We start from the raw sequence: 26,007 nt of genomic DNA, 5'->3' as shown, positions 1-26,007 counted from the left end.
GCCATGACCACCCGCACCCTGACCGCCCAGCCCGCCGCCGCCCGTCCGCTCCAGATGTGGGCCGCCCTCACCGGCGCCGAACTGCGCCGATTCCTTCGCAACCCGTTGCAAGCGATGGCCACCATCTTCTTCCCGCTGTTCTTCTTCGCGCTGTTCGGGCTGTCGGCCAGCAAGGCCACCATCGAGGGCGTCAACGGCGGCGTCTACGTCTACATCAGCTTCGCCACCTACAGCCTGATGAGCACCGCGCTGTTCACCTTCGGGGTCAGCGTGGCCAACGAGCGGGCCTCCGGCTGGCTGCGGCTGCTCAAGATCACCCCGCTGGGGGCGGCCCAGCATCTGGCGGCCAAATTCGCGCTGGCGCTGATCGTGGGGCTGTGCAGCCTGCTGCTGCTGCTGGCCTTCGCGGTGGTGGCGGGCGGGGTCCACATCGCCCCTGGGCTGGCCGCCGGCCTGATCGGACGGCTGCTGCTCGGCAGCGTGTGTTTCGTGGCGCTGGGCTTTGTGCTGGGCTTCGCGCTGAGCGTCACCAGCGTCACCCCGGTGGTGAACATCCTGTGGCTGGCGCTCAGCTTCGGCTCCGGCCTGTTCGTGCCGCTCAGCAACCTGCCCGTCTTCATCCAGCGGCTGTCTCCCTGGCTGCCCAGCTCGCACCTGGCCCGGATCGGCTGGCGCGCCGCCGGGGTCCCGCTCGGCGGCAGCGAGGCCGTAGACTGGCTGTGGCTGGCGGGGTATACCCTGGTGTTCCTGGTGCTGGGCCGGCTGGCCTACCGCCGCGACAGTGCCCGCCAGTACGGCTGAGGGAGGCGATGACCGTGATGGATGTTCCGGGCCGCACACCGCCACGCAGCCAGCTGTTCTGGCGGCTCTTTCCGATGGTCTGGCTGCTGTACCTGTACTTTCCGGTCCAGTCGTTCGTCTCGGCCGGCCGCCCCGTCTGGCAGCTGCTGCTGGGCGGCGGCGCGCTGGCGGTGTTTCTGCTGGTGTGGTTCAAGGTGTACGTGGAGCGTCGCCGGCTCGCCCCGCCAGGCTGGCTTGCTTTCGGGTACGGCTGGTGCGTGCTGCTGTACGTGGTGTGCCTGCGGATCGGTGAGGGCAACGGCCTGACCTTCCTGGTGTACGCCGCCGCCCTGCTCGGCTTCCAGCGCTGGCTGGGCCTCACGGTGGCGGGCGTGGTGGGGGTGCTGGCCGCCCTGCTGCTGCCGGCCGCCGTGGGGGCAGAACCGTACGAGGCCCCGGTGGTGTGGCAGTTTCTGATGCTGTCGGCGGTGGCGGGGCTGGGCAATCACGCGTCGTACCGTCACATCGTGGCCACCATCCGGCTGGCGGCGGTGCAGCGCGACAAGGAACGACTGGCCGCCGACGCCGAGCGCGAGCGTATCGCCCGCGATCTGCACGACCTGCTGGGCCACACCCTCAGCGTGATCGTGCTCAAAAGCGAGCTGGCCAGCCGCCTGGCCGAGCGGGACCCGCGGCGGGCCCAGCAGGAGATCCGCGAGGTGGAGCAGATCAGCAGGGAGGCGCTGTCGGAGGTGCGGGCTGCGGTACAGGGCTACCGCGGCAGCGGCCTGAGCGCCGAGCTGGCCCGCAGCAAGGTGGCGCTGGACGCGGCCGGCGTGCGCCTCGACCTGGAAACCGAATTGGAGGCGCTGCCCCCGCCGGCCGAGTACGTGGCCGAGATGGTGCTGCGCGAGGCGATCACCAACGTGGTGCGCCATGCCCGGGCCGGAACGTGCCGGGTGCGCCTGACCCAGCAGGGCCGCACGCTGCTGCTGGAGGTCCAGGACGACGGCCGTGGCGGGACCCTGAGGGAGGGCACCGGCCTGACCAGCATGCGCGAGCGCGTGCGCGCGTTGGGTGGCCAGCTGGAGGTGGGCGCGGGCGACGACGGGCGGGGGACCCGGGTGCGGGTCCGGGTGCCGCTGACGCCGCCTGAGCTGAGCGGGGCGGCCCAGGTGGTGCCGGCGTGATCCGGGTGGTGCTGGCCGAGGACCAGGGGCTGGTGCTCGGCGCCCTGAGCGCCCTGCTGTCGCTGGAAGACGATCTGGAGGTGGTGGGCCAGGCGGCCGACGGCGCGGCGGCGCTGGAGCTGGCCACCCGGCTGAACCCGGACGTGCTGGTGACCGACATCGAGATGCCGGCGCTGTCGGGGCTGGACGTGGCGGCCCGCCTGCAGGCCCAGGGGAGCCGGGTACGGGTGGTGATCGTGACCACCTTCGCGCGGCCCGGCTACCTGCGCCGCGCCCTGGAGGTGGGGGCGCGCGGCTACCTGCTGAAGGACGCCCCGGCCCAGCAGCTCGCGGACGCCATCCGGCAGGTGCACGCGGGCGGCCGGGCCATCGCGCCGGAACTGGCGGCCAGCGCCTGGGACGTGCAGAACCCGCTGACCGAGCGGGAGCGGCAGGTGCTGGCGCAGGCGGAACTGGGCGCCAGCACCGCGCAGATCGCCCGGCTGCTGCAGCTGTCGGAGGGCACGGTCCGCAACTACCTCTCGGAGGCGATCAGCAAGCTGGAGGCGGCCGGCCGGGTGGAGGCGGCGCGGCGGGCCCGGGAGCGCGGCTGGCTGTGAGGTGCACTATCCTGCCGGCATGAGACTGGTGGTGGGGGTGTCGGGCGGAAGTGGAATTCCCTATGCCCTGAATGTGCTGCAGGCGCTGCAGCAGCTGGACGTGCAGACCGAGCTGGTGGTGTCCAGCGGCGCGAAACGGGTGATGGCAGCCGAGTCCGGGCCGCAGCTGGCGGACCTGACGGCCCTGGCCGCCCACGTCCACGACGACCGCGACCTGGGGGCCAGCATTTCCAGCGGCTCGTACCGCACCGACGGCATGCTGGTGGTGCCGTGCAGCGCCGGCACCCTCGCCCGCATCGCCGGAGGCTTCGCCGACAACCTGCTGTCGCGCGCGGCCCACGTGACGCTCAAGGAGCGGCGGCGGCTGGTGCTGGCCCTGAGGGAGGACCCGCTGCCGCGCCCGATGCTGGAGAACATGCTGCGCGCCCACGATGCCGGGGCCACCGTGATGTCGGCCAGCCCCGGCTTCTATCACGCCCCACAGAGCATCGAGGAGCTGCTGCACTTCGTGACGGTGCGGCTGCTGGACCAGTTCGGGCTGGACGTGCCGGGCTTCCGCCGCTGGGACGGCGCATGAAGGTCGCGGCGCTGGTGCCGGCGGCCGGCAGTGGCCAGCGCCTGGGGCTGGGGCCCAAGGCAATGGTCGAGGTGGCGGGCCGCAGCCTCCTGGCCCGCAGCGTGGCGGCGCTGCACCCGCATGTGGATGAGGTGGTGGTGGCGCTGCCTTCGGGCTTGACGCCGCCTGCCGATGTGCCCGCCCGCTTCATCCTCGGGGGCGACACGCGGCAGCGGTCGGTGCTGGCGCTGCTGCAGGCGAGCGACGCGGACGTGGTGCTGATCCACGACGCCGCGCGGCCGTTCCTGCCGCCCACCGTGGCCCGGGCGGTGCGGGCGGCGGCCGTACAACACGGTGCGGCCACCGCCGCGTTGCCGGTGGCCGACACGCTGGTGCGCGCCACCGCCGACCGCTGGGAGGAGCGGGTGGAGCGGCAGGGCCTGTGGGCCGTGCAGACGCCGCAGGGATTTGTACGTGAGGTCCTGCTGGGAGCCCACCTGGACGCAGAACGTGCCGGTCATCTGGCCACCGACGACGCCGGGCTGGTCCGCTGGGCCGGAGGAGAGGTGGCGCTGGTGCCGGGAGACGCCCGGCTGTTCAAGGTAACCACCCCCGGAGACCTGAGACTGGCCGACGCGCTGGCCCGGCAACTGGACGATATGGAGGAACCGTATGCCTGAAGTGATCGATAACCCTGAACAGAAGCGGTACGAGCTGCGCGACGGTGCCCGGCTGCTGGGCTTCGCGGAATACCGCCCGGTGACCGGCGCGCTGCTGTTCCCGCACACCGAGATCGAGGAGGGGCACGAGGGGCAGGGGCTGGCCAGCCTGCTGATCCGCACGGCCCTCGACGACGCCCGGGCGCGCAGCCTCAATGTCATTCCGATGTGTCCGTTCGTGGCTGGCTTCATCCGGCGGCATCCGGAGTACCTGTCCCTGGTCCAGCCGGCCCAGCGGACCATGTTCAAGTTGTAAGGAGCCAAAAAATTCACGAGCAGGCTCTATCGTGAAACAATTCACTTGCTAGTCTTGAGGAAAGGGGAGGTCAGTGCCTCCCCGTTGTCTTACTCCGAAGCCGGACGCAGCTGAATGCCCACCTCGGTCAGCTGGCGGTCGTCGACGGGGGAGGGCGCCTCGGCCATCAGGTCCACGCCCCGGTTGTTCTTGGGGAAGGCGATCACCTCGCGGATGCTGCCCGCGCCGCTCATCACCATGATCAGCCGGTCAAAGCCCCAGGCGATGCCGCCGTGCGGCGGGGTGCCGCTGCTCAGCGCGTCCAGGAAGAAGCCGAACTTCTCCTGCGCCTGCTCCGCCGTGAAGCCGATGGCGGCGAACATCTGCTGCTGGACGTCCGGCTGATGAATGCGGATGCTGCCGCCGCCAATCTCGTAGCCGTTCAATACCAGATCGTAGGCCTGGGCGCGGATGCGGCCCTGCTCCGGCGTGCCGAACAGCCCGAGGTCGTCCGGATGCGGCGCGGTGAACGGGTGGTGCATGTAGGTCCACTGCCCGGTGTCCGGGTCCTGGTCCAGCTGCGGAAAGTCCGTGACCCAGCCGATATGGAAGCGAGGGCCGCCTGCCGTCAGGTCAAACAGGTCGCGTAACGCGTTGCGGACGGCGCCCAGCGCCTCCACGGCGGGCCGCCACCCACCGGCCGAGAACAGCAGTGTTTCGCCGTCCTGCACGCCGGTCTGCTCGATCAGCTGGGCCGCCACCTCGCCCACAAATTTGCTGATGCCGCCGGTGAACCCGTCCCCGCTGCGCTTGAGCCACGCCAGCCCCTTCGCGCCGTTCTGCTTGGCCACCCGCTCCAGCTCGTCAATCTGCTTGCGGGTCAGCTCCGGGGCCACCAGCGCCTTGACCGCCTCCGCGCTGGCAAACGCCTGGAAGCTACCCCCGGCGAACAGGGTGGTCACGTCGGTAAAGGCGTGCCCGAAGCGCAGGTCCGGCTTGTCTGAACCGTAGCGGCCCATCGCCTCGAAGTAGGTCAGGCGCGGGAAGGGGTCGGGCAGGGCCACCCCCAGCACCGCCTGGAAGACGTGGCGCAGCAACCGCTCGTTCAGCTCCAGCACGTCCTCCTGCTCCACGAAGCTCATTTCCATGTCCAGCTGGGTGAAGTCCGGCTGGCGGTCGGCGCGCAGGTCCTCGTCGCGGAAGCAGCGCGCGAACTGGTAGTAGCGGTCCAGGCCGGCGATCATCAGCAGCTGCTTGAACAGCTGTGGACTCTGCGGCAGCGCGTAGAACTCGCCGGCCGAGAGGCGGCTCGGCACCAGGAAATCGCGGGCGCCCTCCGGCGTGCTGCGGGTCAGCATCGGTGTCTCCACGTTCACGAAGCCCTCGGCGTCCAGGAACCGCGTGACCTCCGCCTGCACCCGGCTGCGCAGCCGCAGCACGTCCTGCATCTCCTTGCGCCGCAGGTCCAGGTAGCGGTACTTCAGCCGGATGTCCTCGTTGACCGTGACGGGCGAGCCGTCCACCTGGAAGGCCGGGGTGGTCGCGCGGTTGAGCAGCCGGATGGCGGTGGGAATCACCTCGACGCCGCCGGTGGGGTAGGCGTCGGTGCGCTGGGCCTCGCCGCGTTCACGCACGGTGCCGCTCACCTCGATCACGTACTCGCCGCGCAGCTCGCCCGCCACCGCATAAGCCGGGTTGTCCTGCTCCACCGTGACCTGCACGATGCCGCTGCGGTCGCGCAGGATCACGAAGTACTGGCCGGGAAAGTCCCGGACCCGGTTGACCCAGCCGGTCAGGGTCACAGCTTGCCCGGCGTGCTCGGGGCGCAGGTCGGCGGCGTAGTGGGTGCGTTTCATGCCCGCGAGTCTAGAGCCTGGGACGCGGGCATGTCAGCCGCGGCCTGACCGGTCAGGTACGCCACCAGCTCCGACACCGGCAGCGTCTGCTGCTCGCCGCTCTGCAGGTGCTTGAGCGTGACGGTGCCCGCGGCGGCCTCATCGCTGCCGATCAACCCGGCGTAGCGCGCCCGCTTGCGTTCGGCGTCGCGGAACACGTTGCCGGGCTTCTGGGCCTTGTACCCGAACTCGGCCGCACCGATGGCCCGCACCGAGAGTGCCACCCGCGCCGCCACGCCGATGTGCTCCGGGTCCAGCGCCGCCACGTACAGCAGGGGGCCTTCACTTTCCGGGAGCGTCACCCCTTCCTGTTCCAATGCCAGCAGCAGTCGCTCCACCCCGAAAGCCCAGCCGATGCCGGGCGTCTCGTGGCCGCCCAGCTGCGCCGCGAGGCCGTCGTAGCGCCCGCCGCCGCCCAGGGCGCTCTTGGCCCCGATGTGCTGGTGGTGCAGTTCCCACGCGGTGCGCCGGTAGTAGTCCAGCCCGCGCACGATGCTGGGGTCCACCTCGTACTGCACCTCCCAGGCGTCCAGGTGGCCGCGCACCGCCTCGAAATGCTGCTGCGCCTCCGGCCCCAGGAAGTCCAGCATCGGCCGCACCTGCAGCTCCTGAATCAGCGCCTGGTCCGCCTGGCTCTTGCTGTCCAGGATGCGCATCGGGTTGCGCTCCAGCCGGTCCCGGCTGTCGTCGGACAGGCGCTCCACATGCGGGGTGAACAGCTCGCGCAGGTAGCTGTTGTAGCGATCGCGGTCCTCCGGGTCGCCGATGCTGCCCAGCTTCACCTGCACGCCGGTCAGGCCCAGGCCCTGAATCACCTGCACCATCAGCAGGATGGCCTCCGCGTCCACCAGCGGGTCGGTGCTGCCCAGCACCTCATAGTCCACCTGATGAAACTGGCGCAGGCGGCCCTTCTGCACGTTCTCGGCGCGGAACATCGGGCCGTGGGTCCACAGCTTGAGCGGCGTGGGCAGCTGCTTGAGGCCGTTCTGCAGGTAGGCGCGCACGATGCCGGCGGTGCCCTCTGGCCGCAGCACATAGCCGCCGTGGTCGCCGAAGTAGTACACGCTGAACATCTCCTTGCGGACGATGTCGGTGCTGCCCCCCACCCCGCGCTTGACCACCTCGGCCTCCTCGAACATCGGGGTGGCGATGAAGCTGGCGCCGGCGCGCTCCAGCACCCTCCGCGCCGTGTCAGTCACATACGAGAAGGCGCGGGCCGAGATGTCCGACGTGAGCTTCGGACTGCCGTCCGGGAGATGGTCCTGGGTGCCCTTGGGCCGGTTGATCGCCATGGCCAGAAGTGTAGCGCGGCCCGCTTCCTTCCCCCAGCCAGGGGAAATTGGAAGCAAAACGTACGGTTCCCCGGCGGTCTGGCCGCTTTTATGGCTGCTGTTGCATGGCGCGCTGGACTGCGGCCTGCTTCCACCTTCCCCTCCACTTTGCCCGAAGCCGACCCACCGTCCCCATTCAGCGGGCTGCCTCCCGGCGGCCCGGTTCAGGAGCCCCATGACCGATGCCATGTTGATGTCCCACAGCTGGAACCCGTTCTACATCGTGCTGTCCTTTGTGATTGCCTCTGTGACCTCCTACCTCTCGCTGGAACTCGCCCGCGACGGCGACGCGCAGGACCGCACCCGTCGTCAGGTGGGTCAGGGCCTGCTGCTCGGGTACGGCATCTGGGCCATGCATTTCGTCGGCATGCTGGCGTTCCAGGTGCCGGTGGGCCTCAGCTTCAACGTCCCGCTGACGGTGGTGTCCGGTCTGGTGTCGGTGGCCTTCCTGGTGGCGGCGGTGATGTTCCTGAACCGTGGTCCTCAGACGCTCGTCCGGATCATTGCCAGCGGGACCATCGCCGGGACCGGCATCGTGCTGATGCACTACTCGGGTATGGCGGCCATGCAGGTGGACGCGGTGAGCCGGTATGTGGCGCTGCCATTCCTCCTGTCGGTGCTGATTGCGGTGTCGGCGGCCTCGGTGGCGTTCTACCTGTTTTCCCGGGTCATGACCACTCGGCTGGATGGCCCGGCCCGGCTGGCCATTCAGGGCGGCGCGGCTCTGGTAATGGGCGTGGCGATCGTGGGCATGCATTACACCGGCATGGCCGCTGTGCAGTACAGCTATCGCATGAGCCCCATGGTCGGCTCCCCGCTGAGCGAAGGCGGTGCGGACCAGAGCACCCTGGGCATGATGGTCGGCGGCGCCTCGGTGCTGGTGTTCGTGTGTACCTTCGCGCTGATCCTGGCCGACTCGGTCGGTCGCCGCAGCGCGCTGACCCGCTGAGCGGGGTACGGAAAAGGGGCGGCTGGAACTCCAGCCGCCCCCTCATCGTGTTGCCCTAGCCCATCTTGCCGGTCTTGATCACGTCAGCGATAACCGGTGGCAGGTTCCAGGCCATGATGTCGAAGGCGGCCGAGTGGAAGTCGTACAGCACCTTGTGCAGCGTGATTTTGGGCAGCAGCCCGTTGAAGTCCACGATGGCCACGTCGGCGCCCGGCTCGTGGTTGAGGCTCAGGCCCACCGAGCCGGGGTCCAGGAACACGGTGTCGCCCACCTTCCGGGTGAACGGGATGTGCGTGCCGGCCACCACCACCACCCGGCAGCCCAGCGACTGTGCCAGTGTCTCCATCTCGCGTTCCTGCGCCATCAGGTCCAGGCGCTGTTCCGGATCGTGGGGGGAGCCGTGGCAGTAGCGCAGCCGGCCAAGCGGGGTCTGCATCCGGCCGCCCACCGGCAGCTTTCTCAGGAAGTCGAGCTGTTCCGGTGCGAGCGTCTGACGGGTCCAGCCGAGCACCGTGTCGGAGACGCCCTTGCGCTCGCGTTCCTTGCCCATTTCGAAAGCCACGCGGGCGTCGCTGGAACCCATGCCGGTCTGCCAGCCCTCGCGCCGGATAAAGTCGATCACCGGTCCTGGGCTGGCGCCATAGCCGACCAGGTCGCCCACGACGATGATCTGGTCCACCGAGTGCTCGCTCAGGAACCGTTTGACCGCCGTCAGGGCATGAATGTTGCCGTGGATGTCACTCAGAAACGCAATTCTCACCGTAGGGTCAAGGGTACATCAATTGCTGCTCCGGGGCATGTGGCGCGTGCTGCCTCTGCTTGGGGGGGGTGCTGGCGCTTGCTAGAGTGTCCGGGTGCCTGCGTTGTTCACTGTGCTGCTGTCCCTTCTGCTGGGGGCCGCCCTCGCCCTGTGCGGCCTTCCGCAGCCGTGGAGCGCGCTGACCCCGCTCCCGCTGGCGGCGGTGCTGTACTGGATCGCGGGCGGCCCCAGACCCCGGCAGGTGGCCGGCCGGGCGTTCTGGACCATGAGTGCCTACTTTGCGGTTCAGCTGTGGTGGCTGGCCCGCTTTGCCGCCGACCTGAGCGGCCTGGGAACCGGCGGAGAGCTGCTGATGATTCCGCTGTACCTGATCGAGGGTGGCTTCTGGGCGGTGATGGCGGCGCTGTGTGTCTGGCGACTACGCGACCGGCTGGCGCGGGTGCTGGCGCTGGCGGGTGGCTGGGTGGTGCTGGAATGGCTCCGGACGCTGGGCCCGCTGGCCTTTCCGTGGAGTGGGATGGGGTACACGCTGCTCCCTTCTCCACTGGTGCAGACCGCCGACCTGTGGGGCGCTCTGGGGCTGAGCGTCCTGGTGAGCGCTACCGCTGCGGCGGTGGTGGCGATGCTGTACCGCCGCTGGCGGCTGCCGCTCGGTATGGCGCTGATATGGCTGCTGGGGCTGGGCTATGGCCTCAGCCGCATGCCGGCTGCCGGGCCGCAGCAGCGAGCGTTGCTGGTCCGCACAAACTTTGACAGTTTTGGGAAGGCGAGCGGGTCCGTCGGTCCAGAAGAGCAAATGCAACGGCTGCTCCAGCTCTCGTCGGCTCGGCAGCCAGGTGAATTGACTATCTGGAGCGAGACGGCTGTAAGTGACCCCTCGCTGCTGCCCCTCACTCCAGCCCCTGGCATCTACGGCGTGCGGGATCGAAACCAAAACACCGTCCAGACCTGGAATGGTCTTTCACAAGGACCGGTAATTTATCAGAAGCTGAAGCCAGTGCCGTTCGGCGAATATTACTTATTTGCCGGGACTGAGCAGCGGCCGGGGCCGCTTCGGCCCATTTATTTACAAATCTTTCGGCTGCTGAATCTGGGTTTTGCAAATGAACTGTCAGGCGGAGTCACTTCACCGTTGGAAATCGAGGGCGGTCGCTACGGCGCTTATGTGTGTTATGACAGCATTTTCTCGTGGGTGACGCGGCAGCTGGCGCGCAATGGGGCAGAAGTCCTGGTGAACGTCAGCAATGACGGCTGGTACCGCGGTTGGGGCGTGGTGCAGCACTTTCAGATGGGCCGGGTGCGGGCCATTGAGACACGGCGCTGGATGTTGCGCAGTGTCAATGCTGGGATCGTGGCGGTGGTGGATGATCTAGGGCATACACGTCAGCAACTTAGTGCCGGCGAGGGTGTCCTGCACGCCCGCTATCCGCTGCTGGAAGGCCAGACAGTGTATGTGCGCCTTGGTGATGCCCCAGCATTGATCCTGGCACTTCTGCTGTTTTTGCCGGCTATACGCGCTGAACGTCGCGCCCGCTGGCAGCGGCTGTAGGGACCCAAAGTTAGTAGATAGTCGAAGAAACATTTCACGACCTCACTTTATCGTGAATATTTTCACTTGCTGCCTCTCTATCTTGCCGGTAGGGTAGAGCCATGACGATTCTGGTATTAAACGCCGGCTCCAGCAGTCTGAAGTATCAGCTGTGTACTCCAGAAGGCCAGACGCTGATGCGCGGGCTCATCGAGCGAATTGGTGAGCCGGGCGGTCCGGTGACCGACCACCGATCGGCGGTGGAGCAGGTGTTGAGTCAGCTACCCCCCGGAACAGAACTGTGGGCCATCGGCCACCGGGTGGTGCATGGGGGAGAACGTTTCCGGGAAGCCACGCGCCTGACACCGGAGGTACTGGCGGCCCTGCAGCAGCTCACCCCCTTGGCCCCGCTGCATAATCCTCCTGCCCTGGCTGGGATTGATGGAGCCCTGGCGTTGCAGCCGGACGTGCCTAATGTGGCCGTCTTCGACACTGCGTTCCACGCCACGCTGCCGCCGGAAGCGTATCTGTACGCCCTGCCGTACCGGCTGTATCAGGAACACGGCCTCCGGCGCTACGGATTTCACGGGACCAGCCATGCCTACGTCGCCCGCCGCGCTGCCGAGATGCTGGGTCGTCCCCTGGAGCAGCTGAAGCTGGTCACGCTGCATCTGGGCAACGGCGCCAGCGCCTGCGCTGTGCAGCATGGCCGGAGTGTGGATACCAGCATGGGCTTCACACCCCTGGAAGGACTGGTCATGGGCACGCGCAGCGGCGACCTCGACCCGGCAGTGGTGGTATGGCTCGCCGAGCGCGAAGGTCTGGCCAAGACGAATACCCTGCTCAACCGCGAGTCCGGCGTGCTGGGCCTGTCCGGGATCAGCAACGACCTGAGGGACCTGCACCGCGCCCGCGAAGACGGCGATGAGCGGGCCACCCTTGCCCTTCAGGTCATGGCGAGGCGCATTCGCAAGTACGTGGGTGCGTATGCCGCAGCCATGGATGGCCTCGATGCCGTGGTCTTCACTGGAGGCGCTGGCGAGCACGACACCTGGCTGCGGGCGGAGGTGGTCGGGCGCCTGAACGTGCTGGGGCTGAGGCTGGACGCGGAGGCCAACCAGAGCCGTCAGCCGCTGATCAGCAGGCCTGGCCCTGTCGCCGCCCTGGTGATCCCAACCGATGAGGAAGGAGAAATCGCCCTCCAGACCAGCCGACTGCTTGAGCTCGGCTGAAGAGGAGACCAGTTGCAACATTTTGTCGAAGAGAAATTGGCCCGTTTGGCAATACTGTTGCTTATGTCCCGCTCTTTTCCAGGGCATGCGCAATCAGCAGCTGCTTCTATGCTAAATTCAATGGCAATGTTGCCGAACGACGTGTTTCAGACCGAGCTGGGCCATGTGGCCCATACCCTGCTGACTCCCGGGCCCACACCGATCCATCCGGACGCCGTGCGGGCCCTGATGCGGCCGATGCTCGGCCATATGGACCGCGAGGTCTTCGCGCTGAACCGTGAGATCCAGGCGGACCTGCGTCAGATGTATGGCACGGCCCCGGACACCTTCACGGCGCTGCTGGCCGGGACCGGATCGCTGGGCATGGAGGCGGGGTTTGCCAACCTGGTGGAGCCGGGTGACACGGTGTTGGTGTGCGCGAACGGTTCGTTCGGGCGCCGGATGGCGGAGATGGCCGCCCGGGCCGGCGCCCAGGTTCGGGTGGTCACGGCGCCGCTGGGGGAGGCCATTGATCCGGCGGACGTGGCCGATCAGCTGGACGGCGCGCAGTTGGTGGCGGTGGTGCACGGAGAAACCAGTACCGGCGTCTTGAACCCGGTGCCGCAGATTGCCGAGCTGGTGCGCGGCAGTGGGGCGCTGCTCACCGTGGACGCCGTCACCACGGCGGGAATGGAGCCGTTCTCTATGGACGCGTGGGGGGTGGACTACGTGTATACCGGGGCTCAGAAGTGCCTGTCGGCCCCGCCGGGTCTGGCCCCGGTGGCGGTCAGCGAGCGAGCATTCGAGCGCTTCTTCGCCCGCCGCACGCCCAATCCCTCCTGGTATTCAGATTTCGGTGGGCTCCGTGACTACTGGGTGCACCAGACCTACCATCACACGGTTCCGGTCAACCTGCACTTCGCGTTTCACGCCGCCCTGCGGGCCGCGCTGAACGAGGGTCTGGAGACGCGCCAGCGCCGGGTGCAGCAGATGGGGGAGGCGATCTTTGCAGCGCTCGCCCCGCTGGGCTTCAGCCATTACGTGCCGCAGCCGGCGGCTCGCCTGCCGACGGTGCTGGCGCTCAGGCTCCCAGAGGGACTGGATGACGCCGGCACCCGCACCCGCCTGCGCGACCGGGGCATCAGCATTACCGGTGGGCTGGGCCCCACCGCCGGCCTGATCTGGCGGCTGGGCCTGATGGGCGAGGCGGCCCGCCCGGAGCCCTACCGCGACCTGATGGTGGCGCTGCAGGAGCTGCTGGACGCGCCGGGCCTGGTGCAGCGCTACGACGAGGCGTTGACGCCGGTTCTGCAGCGGTAGGAAGAATGTAGTGCGGGGCCGAGGCTGATGCCTCGGCCCCGCACTGGTTTTTGCGTTATTGCTGAACGCTGAAGGGGAGACCGGTGGAACGCATGTCGCCCACCTGCACGAACAGCCAGCTGCCCCCGACCGGAGCGTCGCTGGGTACGGTGAAGACGATCTGCGAATCGGTCCAGCTCTGGATGGCGTTGGCCGGCAGGGCGTAGCCGCCCTTGCCGTCCTCGTCCGCGCCCAGCAGGATCTTTGCGCTGCTCGGCCCGCCCAGGTAGCGGCCCTGAATGGTCGCGGTCCCTCCGCGGGCCGCCGAACTCGACACCTTGATGAGGACAGGGGTGACGGTGACGCCCGCAACCGCGCTGGTGCGGGGCGCACATGAGGTGGCGATGGCCCCGATGGTAAGTAAAGAACTCAGTAAGATGAAGCGCATTCACTGTCCTCCGTCCTGGCAGTGTAATGGAGCTTGCATGACCGGTCAAACCCCCCCAAACAAGCGGATTCTCGTTCTCTTCAACCCCAAATCCGGCAAGGGAGATCCGACGGTCCTGCAGTGCATCGAGTTTCTCAAGGCGGCCGGCGCCATCGTCGAGCTGCGCGAGCTGGAAAAAGACGTGCCGATGGCCACCTACCTGGAGGACCGCGCCAGCTTCGATGTGGTGGTGGCCGCGGGGGGAGATGGCACCGTGAGCAGTGCGGCCTATGCACTGCGCTACAGCAATATTCCACTGCTGGCGTACCCCGCAGGTACAGCCAACCTGATCGCCCAGAATCTGGAGCTGCCTGAGGACCCGCAGGCATTGGCTGGTCTGGTGCTGGACGGAGGCGTGGTGCGGGTGGATCTGGGCGAGATTGAGGTGCGCGGCGAGAAGAGCGGCTTTGCCATGCTGGCCGGCGCGGGTGCCGACGCGAGCATGATCAAGGACAGCGAAGAACTCAAACCCAGGTTCGGGGTGATGGCCTACGTGATGAGTGCCCTGCGCCAGGTGAACCCGCCGCGCACCACCTTTACGCTGACCGTGGACGGAGAACCGCGCACCGTTGAAGGCATCGGGGTGATGGTGGCGAATTTTGGGAAGGCCAACTACGGGCTGCCGATCACCGACGACATCAGCCCTTCGGACGGCCGACTGACGGTGGTCGTGCTGAAGCCGGGCAACCTGCTGCGCTTTCTGCCAAACCTGATCGACAGCGTGCGGGCCAAGCTGAACCTGGGCGACCCGATGTTCAGCGGGAACCTTGATACCTTCACGGCGCGCGAGATTCAGGTGGAAGCGGCTAACCCGTTCCCGCTGCAATACGACGGTGAACTGCACGTGGAAACCACGCCGTTCGTGGCGCGGGTGCTTCCGGGCGCGATCCGCTTTGTGACGCCGGCCCGCAAGACGGCCCTCAACACCTGAGCAACAAAAAAGCGACCCGGAGGCCGCTTTGATTTCTCTACTCTAGCGTCGTATGCAGCGGGCGTCAAGCGGATGCAGTGGCGTTCAGCCGTGGCCTCCGGTGGCCTTCAGGCCGATGATCGCCACGACCATCAGGAACAGGAAGGTCAACCTTGCCGGCGTGGCCGGCTCTTTAAACAGCACGATGCCCAGCACCGCCGCGCCCACCGCACCGATGCCGACCCACACACCATAGGCGGTCCCAATCGGGAGGCTCCGGGTGGCCAGCCCCAGCAGGCCCATGCTCGCCAGCATGCCGAGCACCGTCAGGATGGAGGGCAGCGGCCGGGTGAACCCGTCGCTGTATTTGAGGCCGATGGCCCAGGCGATTTCCAGACTTCCAGCTATAAACAGCAAGATCCATGCCATGGCACGACACCTCCCAGTGTCGCGCCGTCTTGTCGTCACCGGGTACGGCGCTGCTCTCGTCCGGGTCCTGCACCGCAGCCGGTCACAGGTACGGGCGGAAGTGTACCGGCCGCTTGCAGGTGGATGGTGAGCACCGGATCAGCTACCTCTCCCCGTCCACCTGATGCATCCGATGATAATTTCACTTATCATCGGAGGGTGACCGAGAAGCCACCGACCCCGTCCACCGCCCTCCAGACCTACGACGGCGACCGCCTGGCCCAGGCCCGGAGCCTGGCTGGGCTAACCGACGAAGCACTTCGGGTCCGTGCTGTGACTGCAGCCCGTGACAAATCCTTCGAAGACCTGTGGGCACTCACGCTGGCGTATCTGAGCAGCGACTCGCAGGCGGGCATCTCGGCCAGTCCGCATACCTTGCGGTCCTACCGCACCGGCATCCGCCTGTTTGTAGAGCACGCCCAGGACCATGCTTGGAATCTGCTGCGCCCGGGCCGCCGCGAGCCGTCCCTGTATGTGGCGAGCCTGGGAACTGCCGGCCTGAAACCCGCCACTATCCAGAACCGCGTGGCGGCCGCCACAGCGCTGTACCGTGCACTGCGCTGGGCTGGGGCCACCGAGGCCGACCCGTTCACCGATGTGAAGCGCCCGCGTGACCGCACTCGCGGCATCGTCAAGAATCCGCCGTACAAGGCCGACTTCGTGCGGGCCATGGTGGACGCGGCGGCCCCGGATGAACGGGCCCTGCTGCTGCTGATGGCCCATGCCGGGCTCCGGATCACGGAGGCACTCAGCGTGGAGTGGCAGCATGTCAATCTTCCGGGGCGACGGCTGCTTGTGGCGCACGGCAAGGGCGACAAGGCACGCCTGGTGCCGATGAGTGCGCGGCTCCGGTCGGCCCTCCTTGAGCTGCAGGGCGACCGCACCCTCCCCCACCACGGCCCACTGTTCAGCTTCCACGCCTACTCAACCGCCTACGAGCGCCTGCAGCGGCTGGCGCTTCAGCTGGGCCGTGAGCATGAATTCCGGGGCTTCCATGCTGGGCGGAAATATGCCGGCACCCAGCTGTACGCTGCCGTCAAAGACTTTACCCGTGTGGCTGGCTTCCTGGGCCACGAGCAGGTGGATACCACCCGCCGGTATGTGGAACTTCCGGAGGATGATTTGAATGATGCAGTTGAACAGTTCGATTGAGCAAAAGTTGTTTCTGGACCTATGAGGAGTGGGATAGTAAGTGAAACTATTCACGATAAACAGGAATCGTGAAATGTTTCTTCGATCTAAAGATCGAACTCTTCTACACTCAGAGACATGAACTATTGCGAGGTCAGTGCGTTTACCCGGACGCCGGGGCTCGGCAACCGGGCGGGCGTTGTCCTGACGGAGCATCCGGTCGAGGACGTCTACATGCAGCAACTGGCCCGGCATATCGGCGCGCCGGAAACAGCCTTTGTCGAGCAGCCAGAGGGTGGAGCCGTGCGGGTCCGGTATTTCACCCCTACGCAGGAGGTGGAGTTCTGCGGTCATGCAACGGTGGCGCTTGGCCTGGTGCTGGCGCAACGCGGTCTGTGGCGGGGTCAGCCGATGACGGTCCAGAGTATGGCCGGAGACGTCCCCCTCTCACTCGAAACTGAGGCCGGATTGCCGGAGCGCATCTGGATGCAGCAACCGAAGTTGCGGGTCCGGCCCGTTGCCCCAGCCCTGCGCAAGCCCCTGGCCGAGGCGTTGGGCCTGGACGCCCGGATGCTGGACCGCCGCCTGCCGTTGAGGGCGGCCTTCACCGGACTGTGGTCCGTGTTTGTTCCCCTGGTAGACGCCAGACTACTGGAGACACTGCAGCCCGATCTGGGCAGCATCTCCGCCCTGAGTGAGCAGCTACAGGTCGGTTCGGTCTATGCCTACGCACCGATGGGAACCACTACCTTCGCGGCCCGCGATTTCGCGCCGCTGCTGGGCATCCCAGAAGACCCGGTCACCGGCAGCAGTGGCGGTGCCCTGATCGCCATGCTCACGGACCACGGCCTGCTGCCGCTCCAGAGCAACTGCGCCCGCGCGACGGTGCTGCAGGGCCATCATCTCGGCACGCCGGGCGAGGTGCATGTGGAGGTGCACACGTCCGCGGGGCCGGCTCCGCAGGTCTGGGTCGGGGGATGTGCGGTGCTCGAGCGAGAGGGCCGCTGGACCCCCTGCTAGGTCGGGCGGTCGACTGAGGCGGCTCGGCGGGTAGACTGCGCCGATGCTAGGACTGATCTGTATTGATGTGGACGGAACGCTGGTCGGCAGCAGCAACGAAGTGTTTCCCGAAGTCTGGGCCGCCGCCGCGGATGCCGTCCGGGACGGGCTGCATCTGGCCGTCTGCAGCGGACGGCCAGCGTTCGGCAAGGCCTTCAACTACGCCAGGAAACTCGATCCCAGCGGCTGGCACGTGTTCCAGAACGGGGCAAGCATCGTGAACGTGGAGAGTGGCGCCTCGCTCAGCACGCCATTTCCTGAACACGAGCTGCACCGACTGGTGGAGCAGTCCCGCCGCACGGGCCGCATTCTGGAGGTGTACACCGACACGGAGTACGCGGTGGAGTCCACTGAACGCCGCGCTGTGGAGCATGCGGCCCTGCTGGGCCTGCCGTACGTGCAGCGGGACCTGCTGAGCCTGCAGGGGCAGGTGGTGCGGGTGCAGTGGGTGGTGCCGCTCAGCGAGACGCAGGAGGTGCTGGCCGAACCGCACCCAGGGCTGGAACTGCATCCGGCCGGGAGCCCGGGCATGCCCGACACGATGTTTATCAGCGTGACCGATGCGAGCGTCAATAAAGGCACCGCCATCCGTCAGATCGCCCAGAAGTACGGTCTGTCCCTGGACCGGGTCATGATGGTCGGGGATGGCCACAACGATGTGCTGGCCATGGAAGCGGTGGGGCACCCGGTCGCCATGGGCAACGCTGACGCGGAGGCGCTGGCCGCCTCGCGATATCAGGTGGGCCGCGTGGATGATCTGGGCCTGCTCGACGCCTTCGCGCTCGCGCGCCAGCTTTAAATGCAAGTCTGCCCTCTCCACCTGGGAGAAGGGCAGACTCGTCTCGCTCTTTTAGTAAGTGAAAGTATTCACGATAGCCCCGGCTCGTGAAAATTTTGCCTGATCAGGCATGTTGCTCCCGATGGCTCAGCAACTGCTCGAGGCGGTCCACGTAGCCAGACAACACCTGGAAGGTGCGTTCCACTGCAGCCGGTCCAGTCATGTCCACGCCCGCGTTCTGGAGCGCCTCCAGCGGGTCAAGTCTTCCCCCTTCGCCCAGGAAGGTGAGATAGCGGGTCCGGGCCGCCTCGGCGTCTTCATCGAAGGAGGCCAGCAGCTGATGGGCCGCGCTGATCCCAGTGGCGTACTGGTACGCATAGAACGGGCTGTACAGGTGGGTGGAGAACTCAGCCCAGGTGATGCCGCTCCGATCCCGGTCCATCTGCACCCCGTCCCCGTAGCCGTCATGCAGCAGGTCAGCCATCAGCGCATTCAAATCCGGGGCGGACAGGCCGCGCCCGGCCTCGACCCGGCGATGCGCTTCCAGCTCAAAGCGGGCCAGCGTGGGCATGATGAAGAAGTAACGGTGGAAATTGCTCATCGCCTCCTCGATCAGCGCCACCTGAAACGCCGGGTCCGGCTGCGTCGCGAACAGATGCCGCCGGACCATCGCCTGATTGAAGTTCGAGGCCACCTCGGCAGCGAACAGCGTGTAGCGGGCGTGGGCAAACGGCTGGTGTTGCCAGCTCAGATGAGTGTGCATGCTGTGCCCGATCTCGTGAGCCAGCGTGCTGAGACTGCCCAGCGAGTCATTCCAGCTCATGAAGATGTACGGCTTCACCGGATACACCCCGTTGCTGTACGCCCCCTGGCGCTTATGCAGGTTCAGGCCGTAATCCACCCAGCGCTCGTCCGTCAGACCGCGCCGCATGGCCGTCCCATACTCCTCCCCCAGCGGCGCCATGCCCTCGCCGATCCAGTCCACCGCCTGGGCATACGAGACCTGCGGGGCCCGGTCCGAGAGTGGCGCCTTCACGTCGTACTCGCGCAGCCGCTCCAGGCCCAGCCAGCGGGCGCGCACCTGCCAGTACCGGTGCCAGATGCCCACGTTGTCCTGATAGGTCCGGATCAGCGAGTGAAACACCGACTCGGGAATATTGCCGGGAGCCAGGGCCGCGCTGAGCGCGTCCGGATAGTGCCGCGCCCTCGCCGTAAACACGTTCTGCCGCACGCCGGTCACGTAGCTGGCGGCCATGCCGTGCTGCACCGACAGGTGCGCGTCGGCGTACTGTTCCCAGGCCTGCCGCCGCACCTCGCGGTCGGGCGAGACCTCCAGGGCGCCCACCGTCCCGTGGCCCAGTGGGGTGCCGGCCACCGAGCCGAAGTCCAGGTCCATGTTGGCGATGGTCGGGTGAATGTTGCGTGCGCTCCCGAACGGCGAGCCGAGCGCACCCAGCAGCTGTTCCACCTCTGCACTGCGCACATGCGGGCGGGTCCGCAGCACCCGCTCGATCGGCACGCGGTATTCGGACAGCGGCGCCTGATCCAGCCAGCCGCGCAGGGTGGCCTCGTCCAGCGCGAGCAGCTCCGGCTGGGCAAAAGCGGTGGCCGCCGCGTGCCGGCTCGCCACCTCGGTGGACCGGTCGCGCCGGTCGGCCGCCACGGTGTCCTGACCATCCACGCTGGCGCTCATGCTGGCGTAGCTGGTCAGGCGGTTCAGCCGCAGCCGCAGCGCTTCCTCGTCGCGCAGGTAGGCGGCCAGCTGGTCGGGCGAGTGGCCCAGCTGACCCTGGTGCTGGTTCAGGGCGTCCAGCTCGGCCGGCAGACGGGCGGCTTCGGCCTCCCAGTCGTCCGGCGTGGCGTACAGGGCTTCGATGTCCCATTGCTGGTCTCGGGACAGCTGCTGGCGGGTGGGCAGCGTGGATTGTGGCATGGCGCAGCCTAACAGATGGCGCCCGGCGCACCCCAAAGGTAAAGGAACGCGTGGAAAGGGGCCACCGGTGATGCACCGACGCACAGCGCACCCCTGAGGCACCCCGCCCCGTACCATGCGGCATGCCCTTTCAACCTCTGGCGCGACTGCGCTTCGAACTGCACCTGCCGCCCGGCACCCCCACCGAACCCGGCTTCTGGCTGACCGGCACCCACCTCGACTGGCAGGACCGGGTGGACGGCTGGCAGTTTCACCAGCAGGACGGGCGCTGGGTGCTGGAGCAGACGGTTCCGCTGGGCCAGCTGCTCGAGGTGAAGGTGCGGCGCGGTGACGCCGCGAGCGAGGAAGGCGACCGGTTCGGCGGGCGCGCACCCGGCCACCGGCTGGTGGTCCGGCAGGACGCCACGATGCCGCTCCCGGTGGCCGGGTGGCAGGACCGGCCCGGCCCGGAGCGGCCGTCCACCCGCAGCGGACAGATCGAGACCCTGACGCTCACCCACCCTCAACTGGGCCGGCAGGAAGTCTTGGTCTGGCTGCCACCCGGCCACGGGCAGACCGGCCGGCGCTATCCGGTGCTGTACCTCCACGACGGGCAGAACGTCTTCGATGCGGCCACCGCCTGGGCCGGGGTGGAGTGGGGGGCCGACGAGGCTGCCGGTCAGCTGGCGGAGGCGGGCCTCCCGTGCATCCTGGCCGCGGTGCCGGTGGACGAGCGGCGCAGCCAGCTGTACACCCCGTTTCCCTCGCGCATCAATGGCCACGCGCCGCTGGGCGATGCCTATCTGGACTTCCTGACCACCACCCTCAAACCGGCGCTGGACCGGCAGTTCCAGACCGAACCGGGGGCGGCCCACACCGCCGTGGCCGGTTCGTCGCTGGGCGGTCTGATCAGCCTGTATGCGGGGTACCGGCGGCCGGACCTGTACGGCACGGTGGGCGCGTTCAGCCCGGCCGTCTGGCCCGGCGATTTCGCCCTGCTCGACTGGCTCAAGGGGCAGGCCACCGGGCCACAGCACGTGTATCTCGACATGGGCGATCAGGAAGACCGGACGCTGGAGGCGGCGGCCCTGCTGGTGCGCCAGACCCGCGCCCTGGCCGATCAGCTGGAAGCGCAGGGGGCGGCGGTGGAGCTGATGATCGGAACCGGACACTGGCACGACGAGGCGGCCTGGGCCCACCGCTTCCCGGGTTTTCTGCGCGGCTGGCTGGAACGGCTGGCCCGGCGACCTGGCATTTGAAAGGTCAGGACCACAAGGGTACGGGACCGTATCCACTCTTCGGATCCATTTTCTGGCGTCTGACAGCGCACTTGGCGGGGTCCGGGCCGACGTGTTAGCCTGCCCTTCATCTCAAGAGGAGGTGGCCCATGGCCCCATCTGGACCTGCAGTGCTCGAAGGCTTCCTGCCGTTCGAACACGAACCGTATTTCGACTACTCTCAGCCCGAGGTGACTCAGCAGCAGCGTTTCGCGTACCAGCAGGTGAGGCAGCGCTACGTGGGCCAGCGTTTCCCCCTCCTGATCGGGGAGCGGGCCGTCGACGGCGACGGCACCTTCGCGGTGACCAACCCCGGCGACACCCGTGAGAGCGTCTGGCACTTCCAGAACGCCACCGCCGCCCAGCTGGAGGAGGCCATCGGCTGCGCGCTGGAGGCCTTCGAGAGCTGGCGCTGGTCGGAGCCGATGCAGCGGGCCAGCATCTTCAAGCGGGCCGCCACCCTGCTGCGGGCGCGGCGCATGGAGTTCAACGCCGTGATGAGCCTGGAGAACGGCAAGAACTGGGCCGAGGCCGACGGCGAGGTGGCCGAGTGCGTGGACCACTTCGAGGTGTTCGCCCGTGAGACGCTCAAGTGGGCCGAGGGCAAGCCGGTCTATCCGATGCCCGACGAGCACGTGACAACCGTGTACGAGCCGCTGGGCGTGGTGGCGGTCATCTCGCCGTGGAACTATCCGGCGGCCATTCCGCTGGGCATGGCGCTGGGCGCCATCGCCGCGGGCAACACGGTGGTGTGGAAGCCAGCCTCCGAGACCCCGCTGTCCAGCCTGCTGATGATCGAACTGCTGTTCGAGGCGGGGCTGCCGCGCAACGTGATCCAGTTCCTGACCGGCCCGGACGACGTGTTGGGGGACCCGCTGGTGGACCACCCCCGGGTGCGCATGATCGCCTTCACGGGCAGCCGCGAGATCGGGTGCCGCATCGCGGAGCGCGCCGCACGGGTGCAGCCAGGGCAGCGCTGGCTGAAGCGGGTCATGGCCGAGATGGGCGGCAAGGACGCCACCGTGGTCTGCGCCGACGCCGACCTGGACGCCGCCGCGACCGGCATCGTGCAGTCGGCCTTCGGGTACGCGGGCCAGAAGTGCAGCGCCTGCAGCCGCGCCATTGTGGAAGACAGCGTCTACGATCAGGTGCTGGAGCGGGTGGTGCAGCAGGCCCGCGCGCTGCACGTCGGGCTGCCGGAGGACAACGCCGCCGTGGGGCCGGTGATCCACCAGGGCAGCCTGGAGCGCATCCTGCGCTACATCGAGGCGGGCCGGCAGTCGGCCACGCTCGCGCTGGGCGGTCAGGCGGTGGAGGGCCTGCACGGGGCGTATCTGGCCCCCACCATCTTCGGGGACGTGCAGCCGAACGATCCGCTGTTCCAGGAGGAGATTTTCGGGCCGGTGCTGACCTTTACCCGCGCCCGCGACTGGGAGCACGCGCTCGAACTGGCCAACGACAGCGACTACGGCCTGACCGGCAGCTTCTACAGCCGCGATCCGCAGAAGATCTCGGCCGCCCGCCGCCGCTTCCACGTGGGCAACCTCTACATCAACCGCAAGTGCACCGGCGCCATGAGCGGCACCCACGCGTTCGGCGGCTACGGCATGAGCGGCACCAACGCCAAGGTCGGCGGCCCGGATTACCTGTTCTGGTTCCTGCAGACCAAGACGGTGGCGCAGAAGTACTGAGGCGCCATGACGCAGGCACCTGACCCACCGCCGCTGCTCGGCCCCTCGCCAGAAGCGCTGGAACTGCTGCTGGACCAGGGCAGCGCCTTCGTGCCGCCGGGCCGGGCGCTGGACGGGCTGAGCGCGGAGGACGCCTGCCGCCCCGTGGGCGGGTCCCCGCATACGGTGGCCGAACTGGTGGCGCACCTGCGCTTCTGGCAGCAGTACACGCTGGCACTCGGCCGGGGCGAACCGGCCGCCCCACCGGCTCAGGCCGCCGACGGCTGGCCCAGCGTGGATCCGGACGGCTGGGACGCGCTCAGGGCGTCCTTTCTGGACGGGCTGGAGGACGTGAAGCGGCTGGCCCGCGAGGCGGACCTCACGCGGCTGGTGCGCGGGCGCGACACGCTGGGCCACGAGCTGACGCTTCACGCCCTCCACAATGCCGTGCACCTGGGGCAGGTGATCCTGCTGCGCCGGATGCTCGGCGCGTGGCCACCACCCGGAGGGGGCGACACCTGGTGATGAGGCACGGTCTCGGTCAGCCTCGGGCGAGCCGTGCGGTCAGCCAGGCGCGCCCCTCGGCCTCCGAGTGGACGAACCGCACGTCCGGGTGCCGGGTGTGCTCGCGGGCCAGTTCGGCAAAGCGCTCGCCGTATGCGGTCATGTCCGGCAGCACCAGCGCGACCGGCAGGCGCAGGTTCACACAGGTCTGAAACAGCTCGCCCGCCAGACCGCTGGCGAGCCGGAACACCTCCGGCCCCAGGTCGGCCTCGGACAGCAGCAGGCCGTCCAGAGGGTAGGACGCGCCGATCAGCTGCGCGATGTCTGAGCGGCGCTCGACCCGGACCCCCAGGTCCGTGGCCCGTCCAATCCTGACTTCATCCGGTTCCGGCATCCTTCACCTCCGTGTCTTCCTCCACGATTCTGCGACACTGACCGCATGACTGATTCACCGACCCCTCCCCCACTCGCCCGCCTGCTGCCCCGGCTGTTCCGGGGCGGTCAGGCGTATGTCGGCGTCGAAGCGGCGCTGGGTGGCCTGAGCGGCGAGCAGGCGACCACCCGGCCCGAGCACCTGCCGCACTCGGTGGCCGAGCTGCTCGCACACGTCAACTGGTGGCTCGGCTGGATGCTGGAGGTGATCGAGACCGGCGCCCCGGTGCCGTATCCGGCCCACGCTGCCGACACCTGGCCGGCCGTCACCCCGGACGACTGGGAGCCGCTCAAGGCCGCCTTCTATCAGCTGCTGGCCCGCACCGACAGCCACGCCGCCCGCCCGGACCTGGCCAGCCCGGTCAACCACCAGGAAACCATCGGGGAACTGCTGGCCGACTTCGCGCTGCACACCGCCCACCACTTCGGGCAGATCATCACCGTGCGGCAGGCGCTCGGCTCGTGGCCGCCTCCGGGGGGCGGCGACACGTGGTGAAGACGCTGCAGGTCAGCACGCTGGACGCGGTGTCGTCGTTGTTTCATGGCGGCAACGCCAACGTCAGCTGGGTGCAGGCGCTCGATGGCCTGAATGCGGAGCAGGCCCACACCCGCCCGCCGGGGCTGCCGCACTCGGTGGCCGAGGTGGTGGCGCATGTCCAGTTCTGGCAGGCCTACCTGCTCTCGGTGCTCCGGGGCGAGCACCCGCCGGACGTGGCGCACGCCGCCCAGGGCTGGCCTGAACCCGGCGAGTGGGCGGTCCTCCAGGAGACCTTCTTCCGCGACCTATCCGCGCTGGCCGCCCTGGCGCAGGATGAAGCCTTCATGTCCGAGCTGGACCCCCAGGACCGCTTCCGCATCGTTCCCCTCACCAGCTACGCCGGCCACGGGCTGTACCACCTGGGGCAGGTGGTCACGGTGCGCCAGCTGATCGGCGCGTGGCCACCCCCCGGCGGCGGCGACAGCTGGTAGCCGCTTCCCAGAAAGGTTCACGCCATGTCCAGTGTGTTTTACCGTACGTCCCGCACCTATCCCGTGGCCGTCCGCGCCGAGGGCCCCTATCTCTGGGACCGCGAGGGGCGGCGCTACCTTGACGGCGCGTCCGGCGCGCTGGTGGCCAACATCGGCCAGGGCCGCCCGGAGATTGCCGACGCGGTGGCGCAGGCCGCCCGCACGCTGGCCTTCGTTCACGGCTCGCAGTTCAGCTCCGAGGCGCTGGAGCGGTACGCGGAGCGGCTGATGGCCTTTCTGGACCTGCCCGGATACCGCTTCTTTGCGGTCTCGGGCGGTTCGGAGGCCACCGAGAGCGCCATCAAGCTCAGCCGTCAGGTGCAGGCGGAGCGCGGCCAGCCGCAGCGCTTCCGGATCATCACCCGGCGGCCCAGCTATCACGGGGCCTCGCTCGGCAGCCTCGCCGCGTCCGGGATGGGGGCGCGGCGCGAGCTGTATACCCCGCTGATGAACGAGGACGCCTGGCCCAAACTGCCGAAGCCGGACCCCCGGCGCGACGGCGCGGAGGACGCCGAGCAGCTGCGGACCCTGATTGAGCAGCTGGGGCCGCAGACGGTGGCGGCGTTCATGGCCGAGCCGGTGGTGGGCGCGTCGGACGCGGCGCTGGCCCCCGCAGACGGCTACTACCAGCGGGTGCAGCAGATCTGCCGGGAGTACGGCGTGCTGTTCATCGCCGACGAGGTGATGTGCGGCATGGGACGCTGCGGCACCCCGCTGGCCCTGCAACCGTGGGACGTCACGCCGGACATCGTGGTGCTGGGCAAGGGTCTGGCGGCCGGGTACGTGCCGCTGGCCGGCATCGCCGCCTCGCCGGAACTGTACCGCGCGGTGATGGACGGCTCCGGCGCGTACAAGCACGGCTACACCTACGCCGGCCACCCGCTGAGCGCGGCGGTGGGCGCCGCGGTGCTGGATGTGCTGGAGCAGGAGCGGCTGGTGGAGCGCTCCGCGGTGCTGGGCGCACAGCTGCTGGACGGGCTGCGCGGGCTGGCCGCCCGCTTCCCGCAGGTGCTGGAGGTGCGTGGCCGGGGCCTGATGTTCGGGCTGGTGCTGGGTGACCCCGCTACTGGCGAGGCGTACCCCCGCCCCGAGCTGGCCGAGCGGCTGGGCCGACGGGCCTTCGAGCTGGGCCTGATCACCTACCCCGGCAGCGGCGCGGTGGACGGCGTGCGCGGCGACCACCTGCTGCTGGGGCCGCCGCTGAGCATCACCGATGGGCAGGCCGACGAACTGCTGTCGCTGCTGGGGCAGGCGCTCGGGCAGCTGCACGACTGAACCGGGAAGCCGGACTGTCACATTCTGTCTTGACCGTAACTGGA

Annotated in this window: 27 protein-coding genes and 1 riboswitch; of the genes, 20 read left to right on the top strand and 7 right to left on the bottom strand. The window is 68.3% G+C overall.

Annotated features, from left to right (window positions below):
* Positions 1–3 precede the first annotated feature (3 nt).
* From ABOD76_RS17610 to ABOD76_RS17585, 6 genes are read left to right on the top strand one after another with little or no spacing between them, the layout of a single operon-like run.
* A complete protein-coding gene (locus ABOD76_RS17610; protein WP_350243266.1) occupies positions 4–801 on the top strand; it encodes an ABC transporter permease in 798 nt (265 codons plus the stop codon).
* A gap of 8 nt (positions 802–809) precedes the next feature.
* Positions 810–1,970, top strand: a complete 1,161-nt coding sequence (locus ABOD76_RS17605; protein ID WP_350243265.1) for a sensor histidine kinase — start codon at positions 810–812, stop codon at positions 1,968–1,970.
* Positions 1,967–2,569, top strand: coding sequence for a response regulator transcription factor (locus tag ABOD76_RS17600; protein ID WP_350243264.1), 603 nt, complete (start codon positions 1,967–1,969; stop codon positions 2,567–2,569). Before ABOD76_RS17605 ends, ABOD76_RS17600 begins: the two co-directional genes overlap by 4 nt.
* 19 nt (positions 2,570–2,588) lie before the next feature.
* Positions 2,589–3,146 (top strand): UbiX family flavin prenyltransferase, encoded by a 558-nt coding sequence (locus ABOD76_RS17595; RefSeq protein WP_350243263.1) that lies wholly within the window; start codon positions 2,589–2,591, stop codon positions 3,144–3,146.
* A complete protein-coding gene (ispD, locus tag ABOD76_RS17590) occupies positions 3,143–3,805 on the top strand; it encodes a 2-C-methyl-D-erythritol 4-phosphate cytidylyltransferase (RefSeq protein WP_350243262.1) in 663 nt (220 codons plus the stop codon). The genes ABOD76_RS17595 and ispD overlap by 4 nt, the downstream gene beginning before the upstream one ends.
* Positions 3,798–4,100: a GNAT family N-acetyltransferase gene (locus ABOD76_RS17585; RefSeq protein ID WP_350243261.1), complete on the top strand. Its 303-nt coding sequence runs from the start codon at positions 3,798–3,800 to the stop codon at positions 4,098–4,100. The genes ispD and ABOD76_RS17585 overlap by 8 nt, the downstream gene beginning before the upstream one ends.
* Positions 4,101–4,189: 89 nt before the next feature.
* Here the strand turns inward: ABOD76_RS17585 and aspS are convergent, their stop codons facing one another.
* Both aspS and hisS read right to left on the bottom strand, forming a co-directional pair.
* Positions 4,190–5,935: an aspartate--tRNA ligase gene (gene aspS, locus ABOD76_RS17580; RefSeq protein ID WP_350243260.1), complete on the bottom strand. Its 1,746-nt coding sequence runs from the start codon at positions 5,933–5,935 to the stop codon at positions 4,190–4,192.
* Complete coding sequence (gene hisS / locus ABOD76_RS17575; protein ID WP_350243259.1) at positions 5,932–7,266, bottom strand: histidine--tRNA ligase; 1,335 nt, start codon at positions 7,264–7,266, stop codon at positions 5,932–5,934. The genes aspS and hisS overlap by 4 nt, the downstream gene beginning before the upstream one ends.
* Before the next feature lie 214 nt (positions 7,267–7,480).
* On the opposite strand from hisS, the gene ABOD76_RS17570 reads away from it, so the two are divergent.
* Entirely contained in the window at positions 7,481–8,254 is a 774-nt protein-coding gene (locus ABOD76_RS17570) for an MHYT domain-containing protein (protein ID WP_350243258.1), read from the top strand.
* Positions 8,255–8,309: 55 nt separating this feature from the next.
* Here ABOD76_RS17570 and ABOD76_RS17565 read toward each other — a convergent pair whose 3' ends face one another.
* Positions 8,310–9,014 carry a metallophosphoesterase family protein gene (locus ABOD76_RS17565; protein WP_350243257.1) on the bottom strand — a complete coding sequence of 235 codons (705 nt, stop codon included), beginning with the start codon at positions 9,012–9,014 and terminating at the stop codon, positions 8,310–8,312.
* 94 nt (positions 9,015–9,108) lie between these two features.
* Between ABOD76_RS17565 and lnt the strand changes: the two genes are divergently transcribed.
* The 3 genes from lnt to ABOD76_RS17550 all read left to right on the top strand — a co-directional run bounded on the left by lnt (position 9,109) and on the right by ABOD76_RS17550 (position 13,073).
* Entirely contained in the window at positions 9,109–10,563 is a 1,455-nt protein-coding gene (gene lnt, locus ABOD76_RS17560; protein ID WP_350243256.1) for an apolipoprotein N-acyltransferase, read from the top strand.
* A gap of 101 nt (positions 10,564–10,664) precedes the next feature.
* Positions 10,665–11,774 (top strand): acetate/propionate family kinase, encoded by a 1,110-nt coding sequence (locus ABOD76_RS17555; RefSeq protein WP_350243255.1) that lies wholly within the window; start codon positions 10,665–10,667, stop codon positions 11,772–11,774.
* 120 nt (positions 11,775–11,894) lie between these two features.
* Positions 11,895–13,073: an alanine--glyoxylate aminotransferase family protein gene (locus tag ABOD76_RS17550; RefSeq protein WP_350243254.1), complete on the top strand. Its 1,179-nt coding sequence runs from the start codon at positions 11,895–11,897 to the stop codon at positions 13,071–13,073.
* A gap of 55 nt (positions 13,074–13,128) precedes the next feature.
* Here the strand turns inward: ABOD76_RS17550 and ABOD76_RS17545 are convergent, their stop codons facing one another.
* Positions 13,129–13,500 carry an IPT/TIG domain-containing protein gene (locus ABOD76_RS17545; RefSeq protein WP_350243253.1) on the bottom strand — a complete coding sequence of 124 codons (372 nt, stop codon included), beginning with the start codon at positions 13,498–13,500 and terminating at the stop codon, positions 13,129–13,131.
* Positions 13,501–13,537: 37 nt separating this feature from the next.
* On the opposite strand from ABOD76_RS17545, the gene ABOD76_RS17540 reads away from it, so the two are divergent.
* On the top strand, positions 13,538–14,470 hold the full coding sequence (locus ABOD76_RS17540) for a diacylglycerol/lipid kinase family protein (protein WP_350243252.1): 933 nt from the start codon (positions 13,538–13,540) through the stop codon (positions 14,468–14,470).
* 84 nt (positions 14,471–14,554) lie between these two features.
* Here the strand turns inward: ABOD76_RS17540 and sugE are convergent, their stop codons facing one another.
* Positions 14,555–14,878 carry a quaternary ammonium compound efflux SMR transporter SugE gene (gene sugE / locus ABOD76_RS17535; protein ID WP_350243251.1) on the bottom strand — a complete coding sequence of 108 codons (324 nt, stop codon included), beginning with the start codon at positions 14,876–14,878 and terminating at the stop codon, positions 14,555–14,557.
* Positions 14,879–14,896: 18 nt separating this feature from the next.
* A riboswitch (guanidine-III (ykkC-III) riboswitch) is annotated at positions 14,897–14,965 on the bottom strand.
* 111 nt (positions 14,966–15,076) lie between these two features.
* Between sugE and ABOD76_RS17530 the strand changes: the two genes are divergently transcribed.
* From ABOD76_RS17530 to ABOD76_RS17520, 3 genes are all read left to right on the top strand, one after another.
* Positions 15,077–16,069 (top strand): tyrosine-type recombinase/integrase, encoded by a 993-nt coding sequence (locus ABOD76_RS17530; RefSeq protein WP_350243250.1) that lies wholly within the window; start codon positions 15,077–15,079, stop codon positions 16,067–16,069.
* Between the two features lie 117 nt (positions 16,070–16,186).
* The gene (locus ABOD76_RS17525) at positions 16,187–17,068 is read left to right on the top strand and encodes a PhzF family phenazine biosynthesis protein (RefSeq protein ID WP_350243249.1); all 882 of its coding nucleotides are present in this window, start codon (positions 16,187–16,189) and stop codon (positions 17,066–17,068) included.
* A 43-nt stretch (positions 17,069–17,111) separates the two neighbouring features.
* On the top strand, positions 17,112–17,906 hold the full coding sequence (locus tag ABOD76_RS17520) for a Cof-type HAD-IIB family hydrolase (RefSeq protein WP_350243248.1): 795 nt from the start codon (positions 17,112–17,114) through the stop codon (positions 17,904–17,906).
* Positions 17,907–18,009: 103 nt separating this feature from the next.
* Here ABOD76_RS17520 and pepF read toward each other — a convergent pair whose 3' ends face one another.
* Positions 18,010–19,818: an oligoendopeptidase F gene (pepF, locus tag ABOD76_RS17515; protein WP_350243247.1), complete on the bottom strand. Its 1,809-nt coding sequence runs from the start codon at positions 19,816–19,818 to the stop codon at positions 18,010–18,012.
* A gap of 122 nt (positions 19,819–19,940) precedes the next feature.
* Between pepF and ABOD76_RS17510 the strand changes: the two genes are divergently transcribed.
* From ABOD76_RS17510 to ABOD76_RS17500, 3 genes are all read left to right on the top strand, one after another.
* A complete protein-coding gene (locus ABOD76_RS17510) occupies positions 19,941–21,056 on the top strand; it encodes an alpha/beta hydrolase (protein ID WP_350243246.1) in 1,116 nt (371 codons plus the stop codon).
* Between the two features lie 128 nt (positions 21,057–21,184).
* Positions 21,185–22,765 carry an L-glutamate gamma-semialdehyde dehydrogenase gene (locus tag ABOD76_RS17505; protein ID WP_350243245.1) on the top strand — a complete coding sequence of 527 codons (1,581 nt, stop codon included), beginning with the start codon at positions 21,185–21,187 and terminating at the stop codon, positions 22,763–22,765.
* Between the two features lie 6 nt (positions 22,766–22,771).
* On the top strand, positions 22,772–23,269 hold the full coding sequence (locus tag ABOD76_RS17500) for a DinB family protein (protein WP_350243244.1): 498 nt from the start codon (positions 22,772–22,774) through the stop codon (positions 23,267–23,269).
* A gap of 16 nt (positions 23,270–23,285) precedes the next feature.
* Here the strand turns inward: ABOD76_RS17500 and ABOD76_RS17495 are convergent, their stop codons facing one another.
* Positions 23,286–23,642 carry a DUF4180 domain-containing protein gene (locus tag ABOD76_RS17495; protein ID WP_350243243.1) on the bottom strand — a complete coding sequence of 119 codons (357 nt, stop codon included), beginning with the start codon at positions 23,640–23,642 and terminating at the stop codon, positions 23,286–23,288.
* A gap of 45 nt (positions 23,643–23,687) precedes the next feature.
* Between ABOD76_RS17495 and ABOD76_RS17490 the strand changes: the two genes are divergently transcribed.
* Genes ABOD76_RS17490 through ABOD76_RS17480 form a run of 3 tightly spaced genes read left to right on the top strand, consistent with a single transcriptional unit; the run spans position 23,688 to position 25,963 of the window.
* A complete protein-coding gene (locus ABOD76_RS17490) occupies positions 23,688–24,176 on the top strand; it encodes a DinB family protein (RefSeq protein WP_350243242.1) in 489 nt (162 codons plus the stop codon).
* Positions 24,170–24,649 carry a DinB family protein gene (locus ABOD76_RS17485; RefSeq protein ID WP_350243241.1) on the top strand — a complete coding sequence of 160 codons (480 nt, stop codon included), beginning with the start codon at positions 24,170–24,172 and terminating at the stop codon, positions 24,647–24,649. Before ABOD76_RS17490 ends, ABOD76_RS17485 begins: the two co-directional genes overlap by 7 nt.
* 24 nt (positions 24,650–24,673) lie before the next feature.
* Positions 24,674–25,963: an aspartate aminotransferase family protein gene (locus ABOD76_RS17480; RefSeq protein ID WP_350243240.1), complete on the top strand. Its 1,290-nt coding sequence runs from the start codon at positions 24,674–24,676 to the stop codon at positions 25,961–25,963.
* Positions 25,964–26,007 lie beyond the last annotated feature (44 nt).

This window comes from Deinococcus sonorensis KR-87 (assembly GCF_040256395.1).
Taxonomy (GTDB): domain Bacteria; phylum Deinococcota; class Deinococci; order Deinococcales; family Deinococcaceae; genus Deinococcus; species Deinococcus sonorensis.
This window is presented reverse-complemented; position numbering and strand designations above follow the sequence as displayed.